This is a genomic window from Klebsiella sp. KTE92 (assembly GCF_000398905.1).
GTDB classification, from domain to species: domain Bacteria; phylum Pseudomonadota; class Gammaproteobacteria; order Enterobacterales; family Enterobacteriaceae; genus Klebsiella; species Klebsiella variicola.
This window is the reverse complement of the sequence record NZ_KB976100.1, coordinates 53,930-67,875: the sequence shown is the minus strand read 5'-3', so window position 1 is coordinate 67,875 and position 13,946 is coordinate 53,930. Positions and strand designations below refer to the sequence as shown.

Sequence of the window (13,946 nt, the reverse complement as noted above, 5' to 3'; positions counted from 1 at the left end):
ATGCGCTAATAAATAAGGGTACGGAGAATACCATGACCACCACCAAGCAACCTGGATTCGCACCTGCAGCTTCACCACACGCCGCCACCGCCGTTCATACGCCGGAAGAGCATATTATCGCCGGAGAGACGTCTATTCCCTCTCAGGGTGAAAACATGCCGGCCTACCACGCCCGCCCGAAAAATGCCGACGGTCCGCTGCCGATCGTTATCGTGGTACAGGAAATTTTCGGCGTGCATGAACATATTCGCGATCTTTGTCGCCGCCTGGCGCAGGAAGGCTATCTGGCTATTGCGCCTGAATTGTACTTCCGTCAGGGCGATCCGAATGAGTACCACGATATCCCGACCCTGTTCAAAGAGCTGGTTACCAAGGTGCCGGACGCGCAGGTGCTGGCGGATCTCGACCATGTCGCCAGCTGGGCGGCGCGCCACGGCGGCGATGCCCATCGTCTGCTAATCACCGGCTTCTGCTGGGGCGGACGCATTACCTGGCTGTATGCCGCGCATAACCCGCAGCTGAAGGCAGGCGTGGCCTGGTACGGCAAGCTGGTGGGAGAAAAATCGCTGAATTCACCGAAGCATCCGGTAGATATCGCGGTCGATCTCAACGCCCCGGTGCTTGGTCTGTACGGCGCTAAAGACGCCAGTATTCCACAGGACACCATCGAGACCATGCGTCAGGCGCTGCGGGCGGCCAACGCCACAGCGGAAATCGTGGTCTATCCCGAAGCCGATCATGCCTTTAACGCCGACTATCGCGCCAGCTATCATGAAGAGTCAGCCAAAGACGGCTGGCAGCGAATGCTCGCGTGGTTTGCTCAGTATGGCGGCAAAAAAGCATAATCACCCAATGCATGAAAAAAGGAGGCAAATGCCTCCTTTTTTGATTTTTCGCGTAACGATCAGGCGGACTGGCGCAGGTTCTGCGCCGCTTGCACCATATTCGCCAGCGCGGCGCGGGTTTCCGGCCAGCCGCGAGTTTTCAGGCCGCAGTCCGGGTTAACCCACAGCCGCTCCGCCGGGATACGCTGCGCGGCTTTTGCCAGCAACGCTTCAATCCACTCCACGCTCGGCACGTTCGGCGAGTGAATATCATATACCCCCGGCCCGATCTCATTGGGATACTCGAACGCTTCGAACGACTCCAGCAGCTCCATATCGGACCGCGAGGTTTCAATGGTGATCACGTCGGCATCCAGCGCGGCAATGGAGTCCATGATGTCGTTGAACTCGCAATAGCACATGTGGGTGTGGATCTGAGTGTCGTCTTTGGCGACCGCAGCATTAAGGCGGAAGGCTTCCACACCCCACTGCAGATAGGCATCCCAGTCGCTGCGCTTCAGCGGTAACCCTTCGCGCAGCGCCGGCTCATCAATCTGGATGATGCCGATCCCCGCCGCTTCCAGATCCGCCACTTCATCACGCAGGGCCAGCGCAATCTGTTTCGCGATGGTTTCACGGCTGACATCTTCCCGCGGGAAGGACCAGCACAGAATGGTCACCGGTCCAGTGAGCATCCCTTTCACTGGCTTGTCGGTCAGCGACTGCGCGTACTTCGCCCAGTCGACGGTGATCGCCTGCGGACGGCTGACGTCGCCGATCACCACCGGCGGCTTCACGCAACGGGAACCATAGCTCTGCACCCAGCCGTTTTGCGTGAAGATAAAACCGTCCAGATGTTCACCGAAGTATTCCACCATGTCGTTCCGCTCGGCTTCTCCGTGCACCAGTACGTCTAAACCTAACCGCTCCTGCTCGACGATCGCCTGCTTAATATGTTCCGCAATCCCCGTCCGATAATGACTGGCGTCAAGGTTGCCCTTTTTGAAGTCCAGGCGCAGACCGCGGATCTCCGTCGTTTGCGGGAATGACCCGATGGTGGTGGTCGGCCATTTCGGCAGGTTAAAGCGCTGGCGCTGTGCCTGCGCGCGAACCTCATAGGGGCTGGCACGCTGGCTGTCCTGAGCGGTGATCGCCGCCAGCCGTTTTTCCACTTCCGCGTTGTGCACGCGGGTCGAATGGCGACGGGCCTGGATTGGCGCGCTCCACTCGGTAATCGCCGCCGTATCGCCACTGTTCAGCGCATCGCGCAGCAGCGCCAGCTCGCCGCATTTCTGCAGCGCGAAGGCAAACCAGCTCTTCACTTCCGCATCAAGGCGCGTCTCCACGCTCAGATCGATCGGGCTATGCAGCAGAGAACAGGATGACGCGACCCAGAGGTCGCGTTTACCGACGAGGTCTTTAATTTGCGCATACTTTTCGGTGAGATCGGCGCGCCAGACGTTGCGCCCATTGATCAGACCCGCAGACAGCAGCCAGTCGGCCGGCAGGCGGTTGTGCAGCTCGGCAACATCATCTTTGCCGTGCACCAGATCGACGTGCAGCCCCTGGACCGGTAGCGCAGCAATGGTCGCGAGATTGTCACTAATGCCTTCAAAATAGGTGGTCAGCAGCAGTTTCACCTGGCCCTGCAGGGCGTCATAAGCCGGTTTAAAGGCCTCCAGCCACGCTGGCGGCAGCTCCAGCACCAGCGCCGGTTCATCAATCTGCACCCACTCGATGCCGCGCTTCGCCAGTTCGGCCAGCACCTGCTGGTAAACCGGCAGGATGTCATTCAGCAGGCTCAGACGGTCAAACGGTTCACCTTTCACTTTACCCAGCCACAGGTACGTTACCGGCCCCAGCAGCACGGGCTTGATCTTGTGGCCCAGCGCCAGCGCTTCGTCTACTTCATCCAGCAGTTGGGTCCAGGTCAGTTTGAACTGCTGGCCCTTCACGAACTCCGGCACCATGTAGTGATAGTTGGTGTTAAACCATTTGGTCATTTCCGCAGCGGCGGCCGGTTCGCCAGTCGGCGCACGGCCGCGGCCAATGCGGAACAGGGTATCGATATCGATGGATCCGTCTTTGTTCTGATGACGAGCCGGCACGTTGCCCAGCAGCAGGCTGGTAGTCAGAACATGGTCGTACCAGGCGAAATCCCCCACCGGCAGCAGATCAACGCCCGCCTGTTTCTGCTGCTCCCAGTGGCGGGCACGCAGCTCACGGCCTACTGTCAGCAGTTCCTCGCGAGTGGCGTTGCCCGCCCAGTAGCTCTCTTGCGCTTTTTTCAGCTCGCGGCGCAGGCCAACGCGAGGAAAACCGAGGGTGTGGTTAATAATTGTCATTTTTGTTCCTCTCTTATTTCATTGAATCTGAAGAAAAACTCTAAATAGTTCGGCTTGCAGGAAGGCGGCAACGATGCGCATCCCCAGGAGCTTACTGAAGTAAGTGACTGGGGTAAGCGAGGCAGCCAACGCATCTGCAAGTCGAAATATGACGAGTTTTAGACGTCCAGATGTTTACACATCCATAATTGACAGTTACTGTATATTCCTCAAGCGCAAATTGCTCATGGCGAAGTGAAGGACTTTCATGATCGAAATTAAACATCTGAAAACGCTGCAAGCGTTGCGGAACAGCGGTTCACTGGCGGGTGCGGCAGCGGCCCTGCACCAGACCCAGTCCGCCTTGTCTCACCAGTTCAGCGATCTGGAACAGCGCCTTGGCTTTCGTCTCTTTGTGCGTAAGAGCCAGCCGCTGCGTTTTACTCCTCAGGGGGAAATCCTCTTACAGCTGGCCAATCAGGTGCTGCCGCAGATCGCTCGCGCCCTGCAGGACTGTAACGAACCGCAGCAGACCCGGCTGCGCCTGGCTATCGAATGTCACAGCTGTATTCAGTGGCTGACGCCGGCGCTGGAGAATTTCCGCGCCCGCTGGCCGCACGTGGAGGTCGACTTCCATTCCGGAGTGACCTTCGACCCGCAGCCTGCGCTGCAGCAGGGCGAACTGGATCTGGTGATGACCTCCGATATCCTGCCGCGCAGCGGTCTGCACTACTCGCCGATGTTTGATTATGAGGTGCGTCTGGTGCTGGCGCCCGAGCACCCGTTAGCCATGAAGACCCTGATTACGCCAGAGGACCTGGCCGCGGAAACGCTGCTGATTTATCCCGTGCAGCGCGGGCGCCTCGATATCTGGCGCCATTTCCTGCAGCCGGCCGGCATCAGTCCCCAGCTGAAAAGCGTCGATAACACGCTGTTGCTGATCCAGATGGTGGCCGCAAGGATGGGCATCGCCGCGCTGCCGCACTGGGTGGTGGAAAGCTTTGAGCGCCAGGGCCTGGTGGTCACCAAAACCCTGGGTGAGGGATTATGGAGCCGGTTGTACGCGGCCGTCCGCGATGGCGAACAGCGTCAACCGGTCACCGAAGCGTTTATTCGCTCTGCGCGGAACCACGCCTGCGATCAGCTGCCGTTTGTCCGGAGTGCGGAGCGACCCAGCGGCGATGGACCCACAGCGAGGCCAGGATCACCAACGCTCCGCTAATAAAGCTCGGCCAGTGCGGCTGCTCCTGCCAGATGGCAAGGTTAACCAGTAGACCAGCGGGGACATGGACGTTGTTCATGATCCCCAGCGTGCCGGCATCCACCTGCGTGGCGCCATAGTTCCACATAAAGTAACCCAGCCCGGAAGCCACCACGCCAAGCCACACCAGCACGCTCCACTGCAGCGTGGTGGTCGGCAGCTTCTGGGGGTTGCCCAGCATAAACCACGCTGCCACCGCCACGATAAAGGCCCCGACATAAAACCAGGCAAAGGCATTGTGCTGCGGCATCGGACGTACCTCCATCAGGCGCTTGTAACCCACCATGCCGATAGCGAAGCAGAGGTTTGACAACTGCACCAGTAACAGCCCGGTCCAGAAATGATCGCTGACTTTGTCATAGCGGATAATCGCCGCCCCCAGCACCGCCAGCGCAGCACTCAGCAGATAGCCCCAGCGCAGCTTACGTCCGCTGAGCAGGTCGTAGATCAGCGTGATATACAGCGGGGTAAATACGGTAAACAGCAGAAATTCCGAAACCGTCAGATAGAGATAGGCGCGGAAAGCCAGCAGATACATGATGCCAAGCTGCATCGCGCCCACCAGCATATAGAGCACGATCGTGCGCGGAGACTGGCCGCGCGTGCGCAGGAAAGGCAGGAACACCAGCGCCGCCAGGCCCACACGCATCAGCACCGAAAAATAGCTGTCGACGCTACCGGCCAGGTATTCGCCAATCAGGCTAAAAGAAAAGGCCCACAGGATAGTGGTGATAATTAACAGCGCCACAATGGTCGTCTCGTTGGATAAAGAACAGGCATTGTAGCGAAGAGTCAGGTTGACGACTGGACAGTTATTCGCCAGTCGTCAATCTTTTTCAGTCGAGGTATAGCTTACGCAGGTAGTGCGGGACCGCATCGTCGGCGTTGCTGCCGATCACTTCCAGTTCCGGATGCAGATCCTTCAGCCGTTGATGGGCGTTGGCCATGATGCAGCCCTTGCCGGCCATCGACAGCATCTCAGCATCATTCATACCGTCGCCGAAGGCGATGCAATCGGCAAGAGTGTAACCGAGCATTTTCGCTACCGCCTCCAGCGCATGCCCCTTCGATACCCCACCCGCCATGACTTCCAGGCAGGTTAAGGTGGAGAAGCTGACGTTCACGCGATCGCCCCAGCGGGCGTTCATCGCCTGCTCCAGCGGCAGCAGATGCTCGTGATCCTCGCAGGTAAAGAATACTTTGCTGATCCCCTGCGGATCCAGTTCGCCCGGCTCATACAGCTTGTAGTTAAACACCGCCTCCTTGAAGAAGCGCATCTCTTCCGGACGATGGCGGTTCATATACCACTCGTCTTCCCGATAGACGTTAGTGACGATTTTCGGGTCGTTACGCACGATCTCAAACAGGTCGGCGGCAATATCGCGGTCGAGGTTATGGGCGAAGATCTGCTGGCCATCGCTATCGTGAACCCGGGCGCCGTTAGAGGTGATCATGTACGACCGGATGCCGAGATTATCGCGGATCTGCCCGACGTCGATGTAGTGACGGCCGGTGGCGAAGACGAAATTGATCCCACGGGCGGTGAGCAATTTCAGCGTCTCTTTGGCATACGGGGTCAGGAAATGATCGGGGGAAAGCAGCGTGCCGTCTAAATCAGACGCAACAACCTGGTACATAAAAAAGTTAACCTCTAAGCAGGGCGACGAGCGTTATCGTCGGATTAAGTATGTCGATTGAAAAACTCGACGATGGCATTGAGCGCGACTGAGCGCATAGCGTCCTTTTCAAAAAGGATCTCATGATATGCCCCTTCAATGACGAGCGGTTTACCGCCCTCACAGGGATGGCCGGCAGCGGCCCGTAATTCACAATAGCGGTCGTGCATCAGATTATCGACCACCCGCTCCTCTTGCGCCTGTAAAAGCAGCGTCGGGGCGGTATCTTTTTCCACATTCGCCAGCACTTCGTCGCCGGCCAGCATGCCCTCCCGCACCCAGTGCCAGGTCGGGCCGCCAACCTGCAGTCGCGGTTCATCGGCATAGAAGCGCAAGTTGCGACGATAGCGTTGTCGACTGTGCGTCAGCACGTTAACGGCAAAAGGCAGCGCCCGCCAGCGCCCGGTGCCGATGGCATACTCTTCGCGAATGCGCTGATGGCCCTCAGCCCAGTCGAGAATATGGCGCACCATCCAGTCCGGCAATCGAATGATAATCCCGAACATCGGCGCGCAGAGCGCAATCGCATCGCAATGCGCCTGGTAACGTTGCAGAAAAAGCGTGGCAATCGCCCCGCCCATAGAGTGAGCGAGGATAAACCGTTTTCGCCAGTGTCCGGGGACCACCTGCTGCTGCCAGAGCGCCGCCAGGTCATCGACATAGTCGCTGAAGTTGACGACGTGTCCGCGGTGGGTATCAGAGAGCAGGCGGCCCGAGCGTCCCTGGCCACGATGATCGATGATCATCACGTCAAAGCCGCTGTGAAAGAGATCGTAGGCGACTTCGGCATACTTCACGTAGCTTTCAATGCGCCCGGGGCAAATCAGCACCAGACGATCGTTATTTTGCGCGCAGAAGCGAACAAAGCGTACCGGTACATCATCGACGCCTTTAAATTCAGCCTCTTCGCGCTGTCGCCAGAAATCCGTCAGCGGCCCCATACTAAAGGCCGCAAACGCGTTTTCTCGTGTTTCCCAGTCCTTTTTCTGCCCAAACATCGGGTTTACACCCCTGTTAACCGCTGAAAATCGTTTTTTTGCCCTGTATCACACAATGCTGACACAATAGCGTATTGTGGCATAAAAACAGACAATCAGGGAGTTTCTCATGACCATTGAGTGGTGGTTCGCCTACCTGCTGACATCAATCATTCTCAGCCTGTCACCAGGTTCCGGAGCGATTAATACCATGACCACCTCCATTAACCACGGTTACCGCGGCGCGGCGGCGTCGATTGCCGGTTTGCAGACCGGGCTGGTTATTCATATCGTGCTGGTTGGTGTTGGTCTCGGCACCCTTTTCTCCCGCTCGGTGCTGGCCTTTGAAGTGCTGAAATGGGCCGGCGCGGCTTATCTTATCTGGCTGGGGATCCAGCAATGGCGGGCGGCGGGGGCGATCGACCTGAATACGCTGGCGAAGGCGCAGACGCGCGGCAAACTGTTCCAGCGCGCGGTGTTCGTGAATCTCACCAACCCCAAAAGCATTGTGTTTCTGGCCGCCCTGTTTCCGCAGTTTATCCTGCCGCACCAGCCACAGGTGATGCAGTATCTTGTTCTGGGCGTCACCACCATTGTCGTCGATATCATTGTGATGATTGGCTATGCGACCCTGGCGCAGCGCATTTCCGCATGGATCAAAGGGCCAAAGCAGATGAAGGCGCTGAACAAAGTCTTTGGTTCGCTGTTTATGCTGGTCGGGGCGCTGCTCGCCTCCGCCCGTCACGCCTGAATCATGGAATCTCGCTCGCAAAGAGAGGTTTGCCGGGCGAAAAACGCGCACTCTCTGCACGAGCCGACACGCAAAGCGGGTAATTAATTTTTTTACCCGCTGTCGGCGTTGAACCCACCGTGTCAGGATGCCGCCAGATACGTGATTCACGGATGAACGGCGATGGCGGAAACGGCGACTCCTCATGATGCGGTATTTAAAACCTTTCTCTCGCGGGTAGAGACGGCGCGCGATTTTATCGAGCTCCACCTGCCTTCGTCGTTAACACAGATCTGCAAACTGGATACCCTGCGTCTGGAATCCGGCAGCTTTCTCGAAGACGATCTCAGGCCTTACTACAGTGATATCCTTTATTCGCTGGAAACCACCCGCGGTGCGGGCTATGTCCATGTTCTGATCGAGCACCAGAGCGCACCTGATAAGCTGATGGCCTTTCGCTTAATGCGCTATGCTGTCGCCGCCATGCAGCGGCACCTGGAGAGCGGCCATAAAACGCTGCCTCTGGTTATCCCTATTCTCTTTTATCAGGGACGACGCAGCCCCTATCCCTGGTCGATGCGCTGGCTGGATAATTTTGCCGATCCTGAGACCGCCCGCCAGCTCTATAGCGGGGCGTTTCCGCTGGTCGATATCACGGTGATCCCCGACGACGACATCATGCAGCACCGCAGCATGGCAGCCCTGACGCTGGTGCAAAAGCACATCCGCCAGCGCGATATGGCGCAATTGCTGGATAAGTTGACCCATCTCTTACTGCTGGAGCAGATGAGCGGACAACAAATCACCGTATTGGTAAACTATATGGCTCAGGCAGGAGATGCCGAGGATACACGGACACTCTTGTACGGACTGGCACAGCGCGTGCCGCAGCATGGAGGATTACTGATGACGCTGGCGGAAACATGGCTTGCAGAAGGTATGGAGAAAGGCGTACAGCAGGGCATAAAAGAAGGTAAACACCAGGCCTTGCTGCAGGTTGCCGAAGCAATGCGCAAACGCGGTATTGATGACGCAGCTATTATGGAAATGACCGGTCTGGCTGAGGATGAGCTGCAGCGGCTTCGCCACTGACACTTTCCCACCCGGAAACAGCCGGGTGGGAAACAGCATACCGGTTAACGCGAGATAATCAGGTGGATGCCGAATCCCGCAAACAGCGTACCGGCGATACCATCGATCCACTTCGCCATCCGCTGATAGCCGCGGCGCATCCCCGGCAGGGCGAACAGGCTGGCAACCACCATAAACCAGGCCAGCGTCTCGACGATAATCAGCAGGAAAATACCCCAGCGCGCACCAGCGCCGACGCTGTCACCCACGAACAGCGAGAACACCGAGCCGAAGTAGATGATCGCTTTCGGATTCGCCAGATTGGTCAGCAGTCCCTTCACGAAGCTGCGTCCGCTGCGGGCCAGCTCCACCTGCGGCTCCGCCGAGGCCACCGCCTCTTTTTTCAGCGCGCCGCGCAGCATCTGGTAGCCCATCCAGCACAGATACAGGCCGCCACCGACCATGATGATGTTATGCAGCCACGCCATCTGCGCGAGGATCAGGTTCAGGCCGAGCAGGGCAACCCCCGCCCAGATCATGACGCCGCAGGTGATCCCCAGCACACCCATCATCGCCTCTCTGCGCGAGCGGCTGATGGCCGTTTGTGAGACAAAGAAAAAGTCCGGCCCCGGGCTCATCAGCGCAATGATATGCACCAGCGCCACGGTGAGGAAAAGCATCAGCATAGTTAACTCGCAGGAAAATAGTGAAGAGGGAAACTATTCTGGCACCTTTTCCCGCGGCTGACTACTCATCATCACCATCGACATGAGCGCGTATCAATGCCATGAATTCTTTACCGAAGCGCTCAAGTTTACGCGTCCCCACGCCGTTGACGCTGAGCATCTCGCCGGCGGTGAGTGGCGACTGTTCCGCCATCTCGATCAGCGTCGCGTCGTTGAAGACCACGTATGGCGGGATATTCTCTTCGTCGGCGATCGCTTTACGCAATTTGCGCAGCTTGGCAAACAGCTTGCGGTCATAATTGCCGCCAAAGGATTTCTGCATCGCCTTCGGCTTCAGCGCCACGATACGCGGTACGGCAAGCTGCAGCGGCACCTCGCCGCGCAGCACCGGTCGTGCGGCTTCGGTCAGCTGCAGTGCGGAGTGCTGGGCGATATTCTGCGTCACCAGCCCAAGGTGAATCAGTTGGCGGATCACGCTCACCCAGTGCTCGTGACTCTGCTCCCGGCCGATACCGTAAACCGGCAGCTTATCGTGGCCCATGTCACGGATGCGCTGGTTGTTGGCCCCGCGCAGGACCTCCACCACGTAACCCATCCCGAAACGTTGATTCACCCGGTAAATCGTTGACAGCGCCTTGCGCGCATCCATTAAGCCATCGTACTGCTTTGGTGGGTCAAGACAGATATCGCAGTTGCCGCACGGCTCCTGGCGCCCTTCGCCAAAGTAGTTCAGCAGCACCAGACGACGACAGGTTTGCGCTTCGGCAAACGCCCCCATCGCATTCAGCTTATGCCGCTCGATATCCTGTAGCGGTCCGGCGGGTTTTTCCTCCAGACAGCGGCGCAGCCACGCCATATCCGCCGGATCGTAAAACAGCATCGCTTCCGCCGGCAGGCCATCACGCCCGGCGCGGCCGGTTTCCTGGTAGTAGGATTCAATATTGCGCGGGATATCGAAGTGCACCACAAAGCGGACGTTCGGCTTGTTGATACCCATCCCGAAGGCCACCGTCGCCACCACGATCTGCAGATCGTCGCGCTGGAATTTCTCCTGCACGTCGGCGCGAACGGCGTTTTCCAGACCAGCATGGTAAGCCGCCGCGCTGATGCCGCGGCTCTGCAGACGCGCGGCGGTATCTTCCACTTTCGAGCGGCTGTTGCAGTAGATGATGCCCGATTTGCCGCGCTGATCCTGAACGTAGCGCATCAGCTGGTCGAGCGGTTTGAATTTCTCCATCAGCATATAGCGGATGTTCGGCCGATCGAAGCTGCTGACCTGAATCAGCGGATCGTTAAGCCCGAGCAGACGGACGATATCACGGCGGGTGGTGTCATCGGCGGTGGCGGTCAACGCCATAAACGGGATCTGCGGCATCCGCTGGCGCAGCTGGCCCAGCGCGGCATATTCCGGACGGAAGTCATGGCCCCACTGGGAGATACAGTGCGCTTCGTCTACCGCCAGCATCGCCAGGTTCCAGTTCGCCAGATGCTCAAGAAAGTTATCCAGCATCAACCGTTCCGGCGCGATATACAGCAGACGAACCTGCCCGCTGCGACAGCCGGCCATCACCTCCTGCTGCTGCTCGCGGCTTTGCGTCGAGTTCAGACAAGCCGCCGCCACGCCGTTGGCCAGCAGTTGATCGACCTGGTCTTTCATCAGCGAGATCAGCGGCGAGACCACCACCGTCAAACCGCCCATGACCAGCGCCGGCACTTGATAGCACAGCGATTTACCGCCACCGGTCGGCATGACCACCAGGCAGTCCCGGCCCTCAAGCACCGTCTCGATAATCGTTTCCTGGCCAGGACGGAACTGCTGGTAGCCGAAGGTCTCTTGTAAAACCTGCTTCGCCAGCGATTCCTGATTTAATACTTCCGCCTGTGCCACGTTGACCCCATTTGCCTGAAAAGAAAACAGGCGCTATTTTCAGCGCCTGTGAGCCAGAGTGCAACGATTAAAACAGATCGTTGAGCATTAGCCCGACGCCGACGCGCGTTTGATTGAAGTTGTAGTCGATAAGCGATTCGCCGTAACCGCTGTAGATCTGCGTATAGGCGCGAACATGTTTGGTAATGGGATAGCTCACGCCGAGCTCCGCCCCGCCATAGCCGGTGTTCCAGTTATATTGCCCCTGCGCGCTGAGGATCGCCTCTCCCAGCTGGTAGCCCACCTTCAGCCGGTAATAGCCCATATATTTGGTGATATCCGGGTTATCATCGGTGTTGCCCACCACATACCAGGGCTTCACTTCCACCAGCCAGTTGCCGTTTTGCGCCATCAGGCGGGCGTAAAGCCGGTTCCAGCTGCGCGAGGTGGGGTCGGAACGACCATTCGAGTCGTGGTTATACCCCATCTCGATGTCGCGCAGCGTCCAGCCGGCAAACTGGTAGTCGGTCGCAAAGCCCAAAAACAGCTGGGGTTCGTAATTGGTTTCGCGAAACGGCGCCGACTCTTTGCTGTTGGAGAGCTGCCACCAGGATTTCTGGGTGTACGATGCGCCGAGCAGCGAATTATCACCCAGGATGCCGCGCCACAGCGGAAACGCCAGACTCAGCTGAAATTTCACTTCATCTTTACGGGCATTTTCGGCCCAGTCATAGCTGCGGATCGCCTCTTTATTGAGGTCGCTGGTCCATGTGTAGAGCAAATAGTTGCTCTCATAAGGGTAGAGCAGGAAAGGATTATCATGGTCCTGGAGCAGGTTGGCGATAATGCTGCCGCGCACTGCCGGTTTGTCGTGAACCGACGCATCCTGCGCCATAACACCGGCCGGTAGCGCGCACAGCGCCACCAGGCAGGCCAAAGAGATACGCATGCTGGTCTCCTGATAAATAGTTTTTATTTTTGTTTAACCTGAAGCCATTCTACCTGTTTATTAATCACCTGCCCCCTAATCCGCTCCGAAAGTGGAAATCAATATTTTAGAAGCATAAAATCAACATTTTGTTAACGAATGGAACCGGTGTTATGTCTGAACTTACTGCCGAAGCAGCGCTGAAACTGGTGGGGGAGATTTTCGTCTATCACATGCCGTTTAACCGCGCCCTCGGTCTCGAACTGGAGCGCTATGAAAAGGCGTTTGCCCAGCTCAGCTTTAATAATCAGCCGATGATGGTCGGCAACTGGGCGCAGAGTATTTTGCATGGCGGAGTGATCGCCTCCGCGCTGGACGTCGCCGCTGGCCTGGTCTGCGTCGGCAGCACCCTCACCCGCCATGACACCATCAACGAAGAAGAGCTGCGCCAACGCCTCTCCCGCATGGGAACCATCGACCTGCGCGTAGACTACCTGCGTCCGGGCCGCGGTGAACGGTTTACCGCCACCAGCAGCCTGCTGCGCGCCGGCAATAAAGTGGCGGTAGCCCGCGTGGAACTGCATAACGAAGCTCAGGTCTATATTGCCAGCGCAACGGCCACCTATATGGTGGGTTGATTGGCCAAAATCGAGTAACATCACTCTCTTTGGCAATGGATTTTACCGATGGATGCGAAACAGACGCGGTTGGGGATCATTCTGGCCCTCGCCGCCTACTTTATCTGGGGTATCGCGCCAGCGTACTTCAAACTTATCTACTATGTTCCCGCCGATGAAATTCTGACCCATCGCGTGATCTGGTCCTTCTTCTTCATGGTGGCGCTCATCAGCGTCAGCCGCCAGTGGCCGCAGGTGAAAAAGCTGCTGAAGACGCCGCGCAAGATCTTCCTGCTGGCGCTCTCGGCAGTGCTGGTCGGCGGTAACTGGCTGTTGTTCATCTGGGCGGTGAATAACCACCATATGCTGGAAGCCAGCCTCGGCTACTTTATCAACCCGCTGGTAAATATTCTGTTGGGGATGATTTTCCTCGGCGAACGCTTCCGTCGCCTGCAGTGGCTGGCGGTGATCCTCGCCTTTTGCGGCGTGTTGGTCCAGCTGTGGACCTTTGGTTCGCTGCCGATAATCGGCCTTGGGCTGGCCTTCAGTTTTGCCTTTTACGGCCTGGTGCGGAAGAAAATCGCTGTCGACGCGCAGACCGGCATGCTGGTGGAAACGCTGTGGCTACTGCCGGTGGCGGCAATCTGGCTGTTTGGCATCACTGATAGCCCGACCAGCCATATGGGGGAGAACCCCTGGTCGCTCAATCTGCTGCTGATGGCCGCGGGCGTGGTCACGACCATTCCCCTGCTGTGCTTCACTGGCGCGGCAACGCGCCTGCGGCTCTCCACGCTGGGCTTTTTCCAGTACATCGGCCCAACGCTGATGTTCCTGCTGGCGGTGACGTTCTACGGCGAAGTGCCGGGCAAGGATAAAATGGTGACCTTCGGCTTTATCTGGGTCGCGCTGGCGGTATTTATCGTCGATGCGCTGTATACCCAGCGCCGGCTGCGCAGAGGCTAAGCCGGCCTCAGCCAGTAAAAAA

13 protein-coding genes are annotated in these 13,946 nt (G+C 57.9%); 6 read left to right on the top strand and 7 right to left on the bottom strand.

What is annotated here, in order from left to right; genetic code table 11:
* The first annotated feature begins 32 nt into the window (after positions 1 to 32).
* Positions 33 to 845 (top strand): dienelactone hydrolase family protein, encoded by an 813-nt coding sequence (locus A1WC_RS24520; RefSeq protein ID WP_008807937.1) that lies wholly within the window; start codon positions 33 to 35, stop codon positions 843 to 845.
* A 59-nt stretch (positions 846 to 904) separates the two neighbouring features.
* Here A1WC_RS24520 and metE read toward each other — a convergent pair whose 3' ends face one another.
* The gene (metE, locus tag A1WC_RS24525; protein WP_016160079.1) at positions 905 to 3,169 is read right to left on the bottom strand and encodes a 5-methyltetrahydropteroyltriglutamate--homocysteine S-methyltransferase; all 2,265 of its coding nucleotides are present in this window, start codon (positions 3,167 to 3,169) and stop codon (positions 905 to 907) included.
* Positions 3,170 to 3,416: 247 nt separating this feature from the next.
* On the opposite strand from metE, the gene metR reads away from it, so the two are divergent.
* Positions 3,417 to 4,370 carry an HTH-type transcriptional regulator MetR gene (gene metR, locus A1WC_RS24530; RefSeq protein WP_016160078.1) on the top strand — a complete coding sequence of 318 codons (954 nt, stop codon included), beginning with the start codon at positions 3,417 to 3,419 and terminating at the stop codon, positions 4,368 to 4,370.
* On the opposite strand, the gene A1WC_RS24535 is transcribed toward metR, so the two are convergent.
* The 3 genes from A1WC_RS24535 to pldB all read right to left on the bottom strand — a co-directional run bounded on the left by A1WC_RS24535 (position 4,258) and on the right by pldB (position 7,083).
* Positions 4,258 to 5,157 carry a carboxylate/amino acid/amine transporter gene (locus A1WC_RS24535; RefSeq protein ID WP_016160077.1) on the bottom strand — a complete coding sequence of 300 codons (900 nt, stop codon included), beginning with the start codon at positions 5,155 to 5,157 and terminating at the stop codon, positions 4,258 to 4,260. The two genes, metR and A1WC_RS24535, sit on opposite strands and share 113 nt — an antisense overlap.
* A gap of 88 nt (positions 5,158 to 5,245) precedes the next feature.
* The gene (gene yigL, locus A1WC_RS24540; RefSeq protein WP_008807941.1) at positions 5,246 to 6,046 is read right to left on the bottom strand and encodes a sugar/pyridoxal phosphate phosphatase YigL; all 801 of its coding nucleotides are present in this window, start codon (positions 6,044 to 6,046) and stop codon (positions 5,246 to 5,248) included.
* A 44-nt stretch (positions 6,047 to 6,090) separates the two neighbouring features.
* On the bottom strand, positions 6,091 to 7,083 hold the full coding sequence (pldB, locus tag A1WC_RS24545; RefSeq protein WP_012543231.1) for a lysophospholipase L2: 993 nt from the start codon (positions 7,081 to 7,083) through the stop codon (positions 6,091 to 6,093).
* Positions 7,084 to 7,192: 109 nt separating this feature from the next.
* Between pldB and rhtB the strand changes: the two genes are divergently transcribed.
* Together rhtB and A1WC_RS24555 are read left to right on the top strand one after the other, a co-directional pair.
* The gene (gene rhtB, locus A1WC_RS24550) at positions 7,193 to 7,813 is read left to right on the top strand and encodes a homoserine/homoserine lactone efflux protein (RefSeq protein ID WP_008807943.1); all 621 of its coding nucleotides are present in this window, start codon (positions 7,193 to 7,195) and stop codon (positions 7,811 to 7,813) included.
* 162 nt (positions 7,814 to 7,975) lie between these two features.
* Complete coding sequence (locus A1WC_RS24555) at positions 7,976 to 8,884, top strand: Rpn family recombination-promoting nuclease/putative transposase (RefSeq protein ID WP_012543232.1); 909 nt, start codon at positions 7,976 to 7,978, stop codon at positions 8,882 to 8,884.
* Between the two features lie 44 nt (positions 8,885 to 8,928).
* On the opposite strand, the gene rhtC is transcribed toward A1WC_RS24555, so the two are convergent.
* The 3 genes from rhtC to pldA form a co-directional block, all read right to left on the bottom strand.
* Positions 8,929 to 9,549: a threonine export protein RhtC gene (rhtC, locus tag A1WC_RS24560; protein WP_008807945.1), complete on the bottom strand. Its 621-nt coding sequence runs from the start codon at positions 9,547 to 9,549 to the stop codon at positions 8,929 to 8,931.
* Positions 9,550 to 9,610: 61 nt separating this feature from the next.
* Entirely contained in the window at positions 9,611 to 11,437 is a 1,827-nt protein-coding gene (gene recQ / locus A1WC_RS24565) for an ATP-dependent DNA helicase RecQ (RefSeq protein WP_012543233.1), read from the bottom strand.
* A gap of 67 nt (positions 11,438 to 11,504) precedes the next feature.
* Positions 11,505 to 12,365 carry a phospholipase A gene (gene pldA, locus A1WC_RS24570; RefSeq protein WP_002883408.1) on the bottom strand — a complete coding sequence of 287 codons (861 nt, stop codon included), beginning with the start codon at positions 12,363 to 12,365 and terminating at the stop codon, positions 11,505 to 11,507.
* A gap of 152 nt (positions 12,366 to 12,517) precedes the next feature.
* On the opposite strand from pldA, the gene yigI reads away from it, so the two are divergent.
* Positions 12,518 to 12,982, top strand: a complete 465-nt coding sequence (gene yigI / locus A1WC_RS24575) for an acyl-CoA thioesterase YigI (RefSeq protein ID WP_008807947.1) — start codon at positions 12,518 to 12,520, stop codon at positions 12,980 to 12,982.
* Between the two features lie 48 nt (positions 12,983 to 13,030).
* Positions 13,031 to 13,924 carry an EamA family transporter RarD gene (gene rarD, locus A1WC_RS24580; protein WP_002883402.1) on the top strand — a complete coding sequence of 298 codons (894 nt, stop codon included), beginning with the start codon at positions 13,031 to 13,033 and terminating at the stop codon, positions 13,922 to 13,924.
* Positions 13,925 to 13,946 lie beyond the last annotated feature (22 nt).

What these genes read in the sequence shown, in the direction of transcription:
- A1WC_RS24520 (WP_008807937.1), top strand. Translation starts at nt 33, where the DNA reads ATGACCACCACCAAGCAACCTGGATTCGCACCTGCAGCTTCACCACAC.
- metE (WP_016160079.1), bottom strand. Translation starts at nt 3,169, where the DNA reads ATGACAATTATTAACCACACCCTCGGTTTTCCTCGCGTTGGCCTGCGC.
- metR (WP_016160078.1), top strand. Translation starts at nt 3,417, where the DNA reads ATGATCGAAATTAAACATCTGAAAACGCTGCAAGCGTTGCGGAACAGC.
- yigL (WP_008807941.1), bottom strand. Translation starts at nt 6,046, where the DNA reads ATGTACCAGGTTGTTGCGTCTGATTTAGACGGCACGCTGCTTTCCCCC.
- pldB (WP_012543231.1), bottom strand. Translation starts at nt 7,083, where the DNA reads ATGTTTGGGCAGAAAAAGGACTGGGAAACACGAGAAAACGCGTTTGCG.
- rhtB (WP_008807943.1), top strand. Translation starts at nt 7,193, where the DNA reads ATGACCATTGAGTGGTGGTTCGCCTACCTGCTGACATCAATCATTCTC.
- A1WC_RS24555 (WP_012543232.1), top strand. Translation starts at nt 7,976, where the DNA reads ATGGCGGAAACGGCGACTCCTCATGATGCGGTATTTAAAACCTTTCTC.
- rhtC (WP_008807945.1), bottom strand. Translation starts at nt 9,549, where the DNA reads ATGCTGATGCTTTTCCTCACCGTGGCGCTGGTGCATATCATTGCGCTG.
- pldA (WP_002883408.1), bottom strand. Translation starts at nt 12,365, where the DNA reads ATGCGTATCTCTTTGGCCTGCCTGGTGGCGCTGTGCGCGCTACCGGCC.
- yigI (WP_008807947.1), top strand. Translation starts at nt 12,518, where the DNA reads ATGTCTGAACTTACTGCCGAAGCAGCGCTGAAACTGGTGGGGGAGATT.
- rarD (WP_002883402.1), top strand. Translation starts at nt 13,031, where the DNA reads ATGGATGCGAAACAGACGCGGTTGGGGATCATTCTGGCCCTCGCCGCC.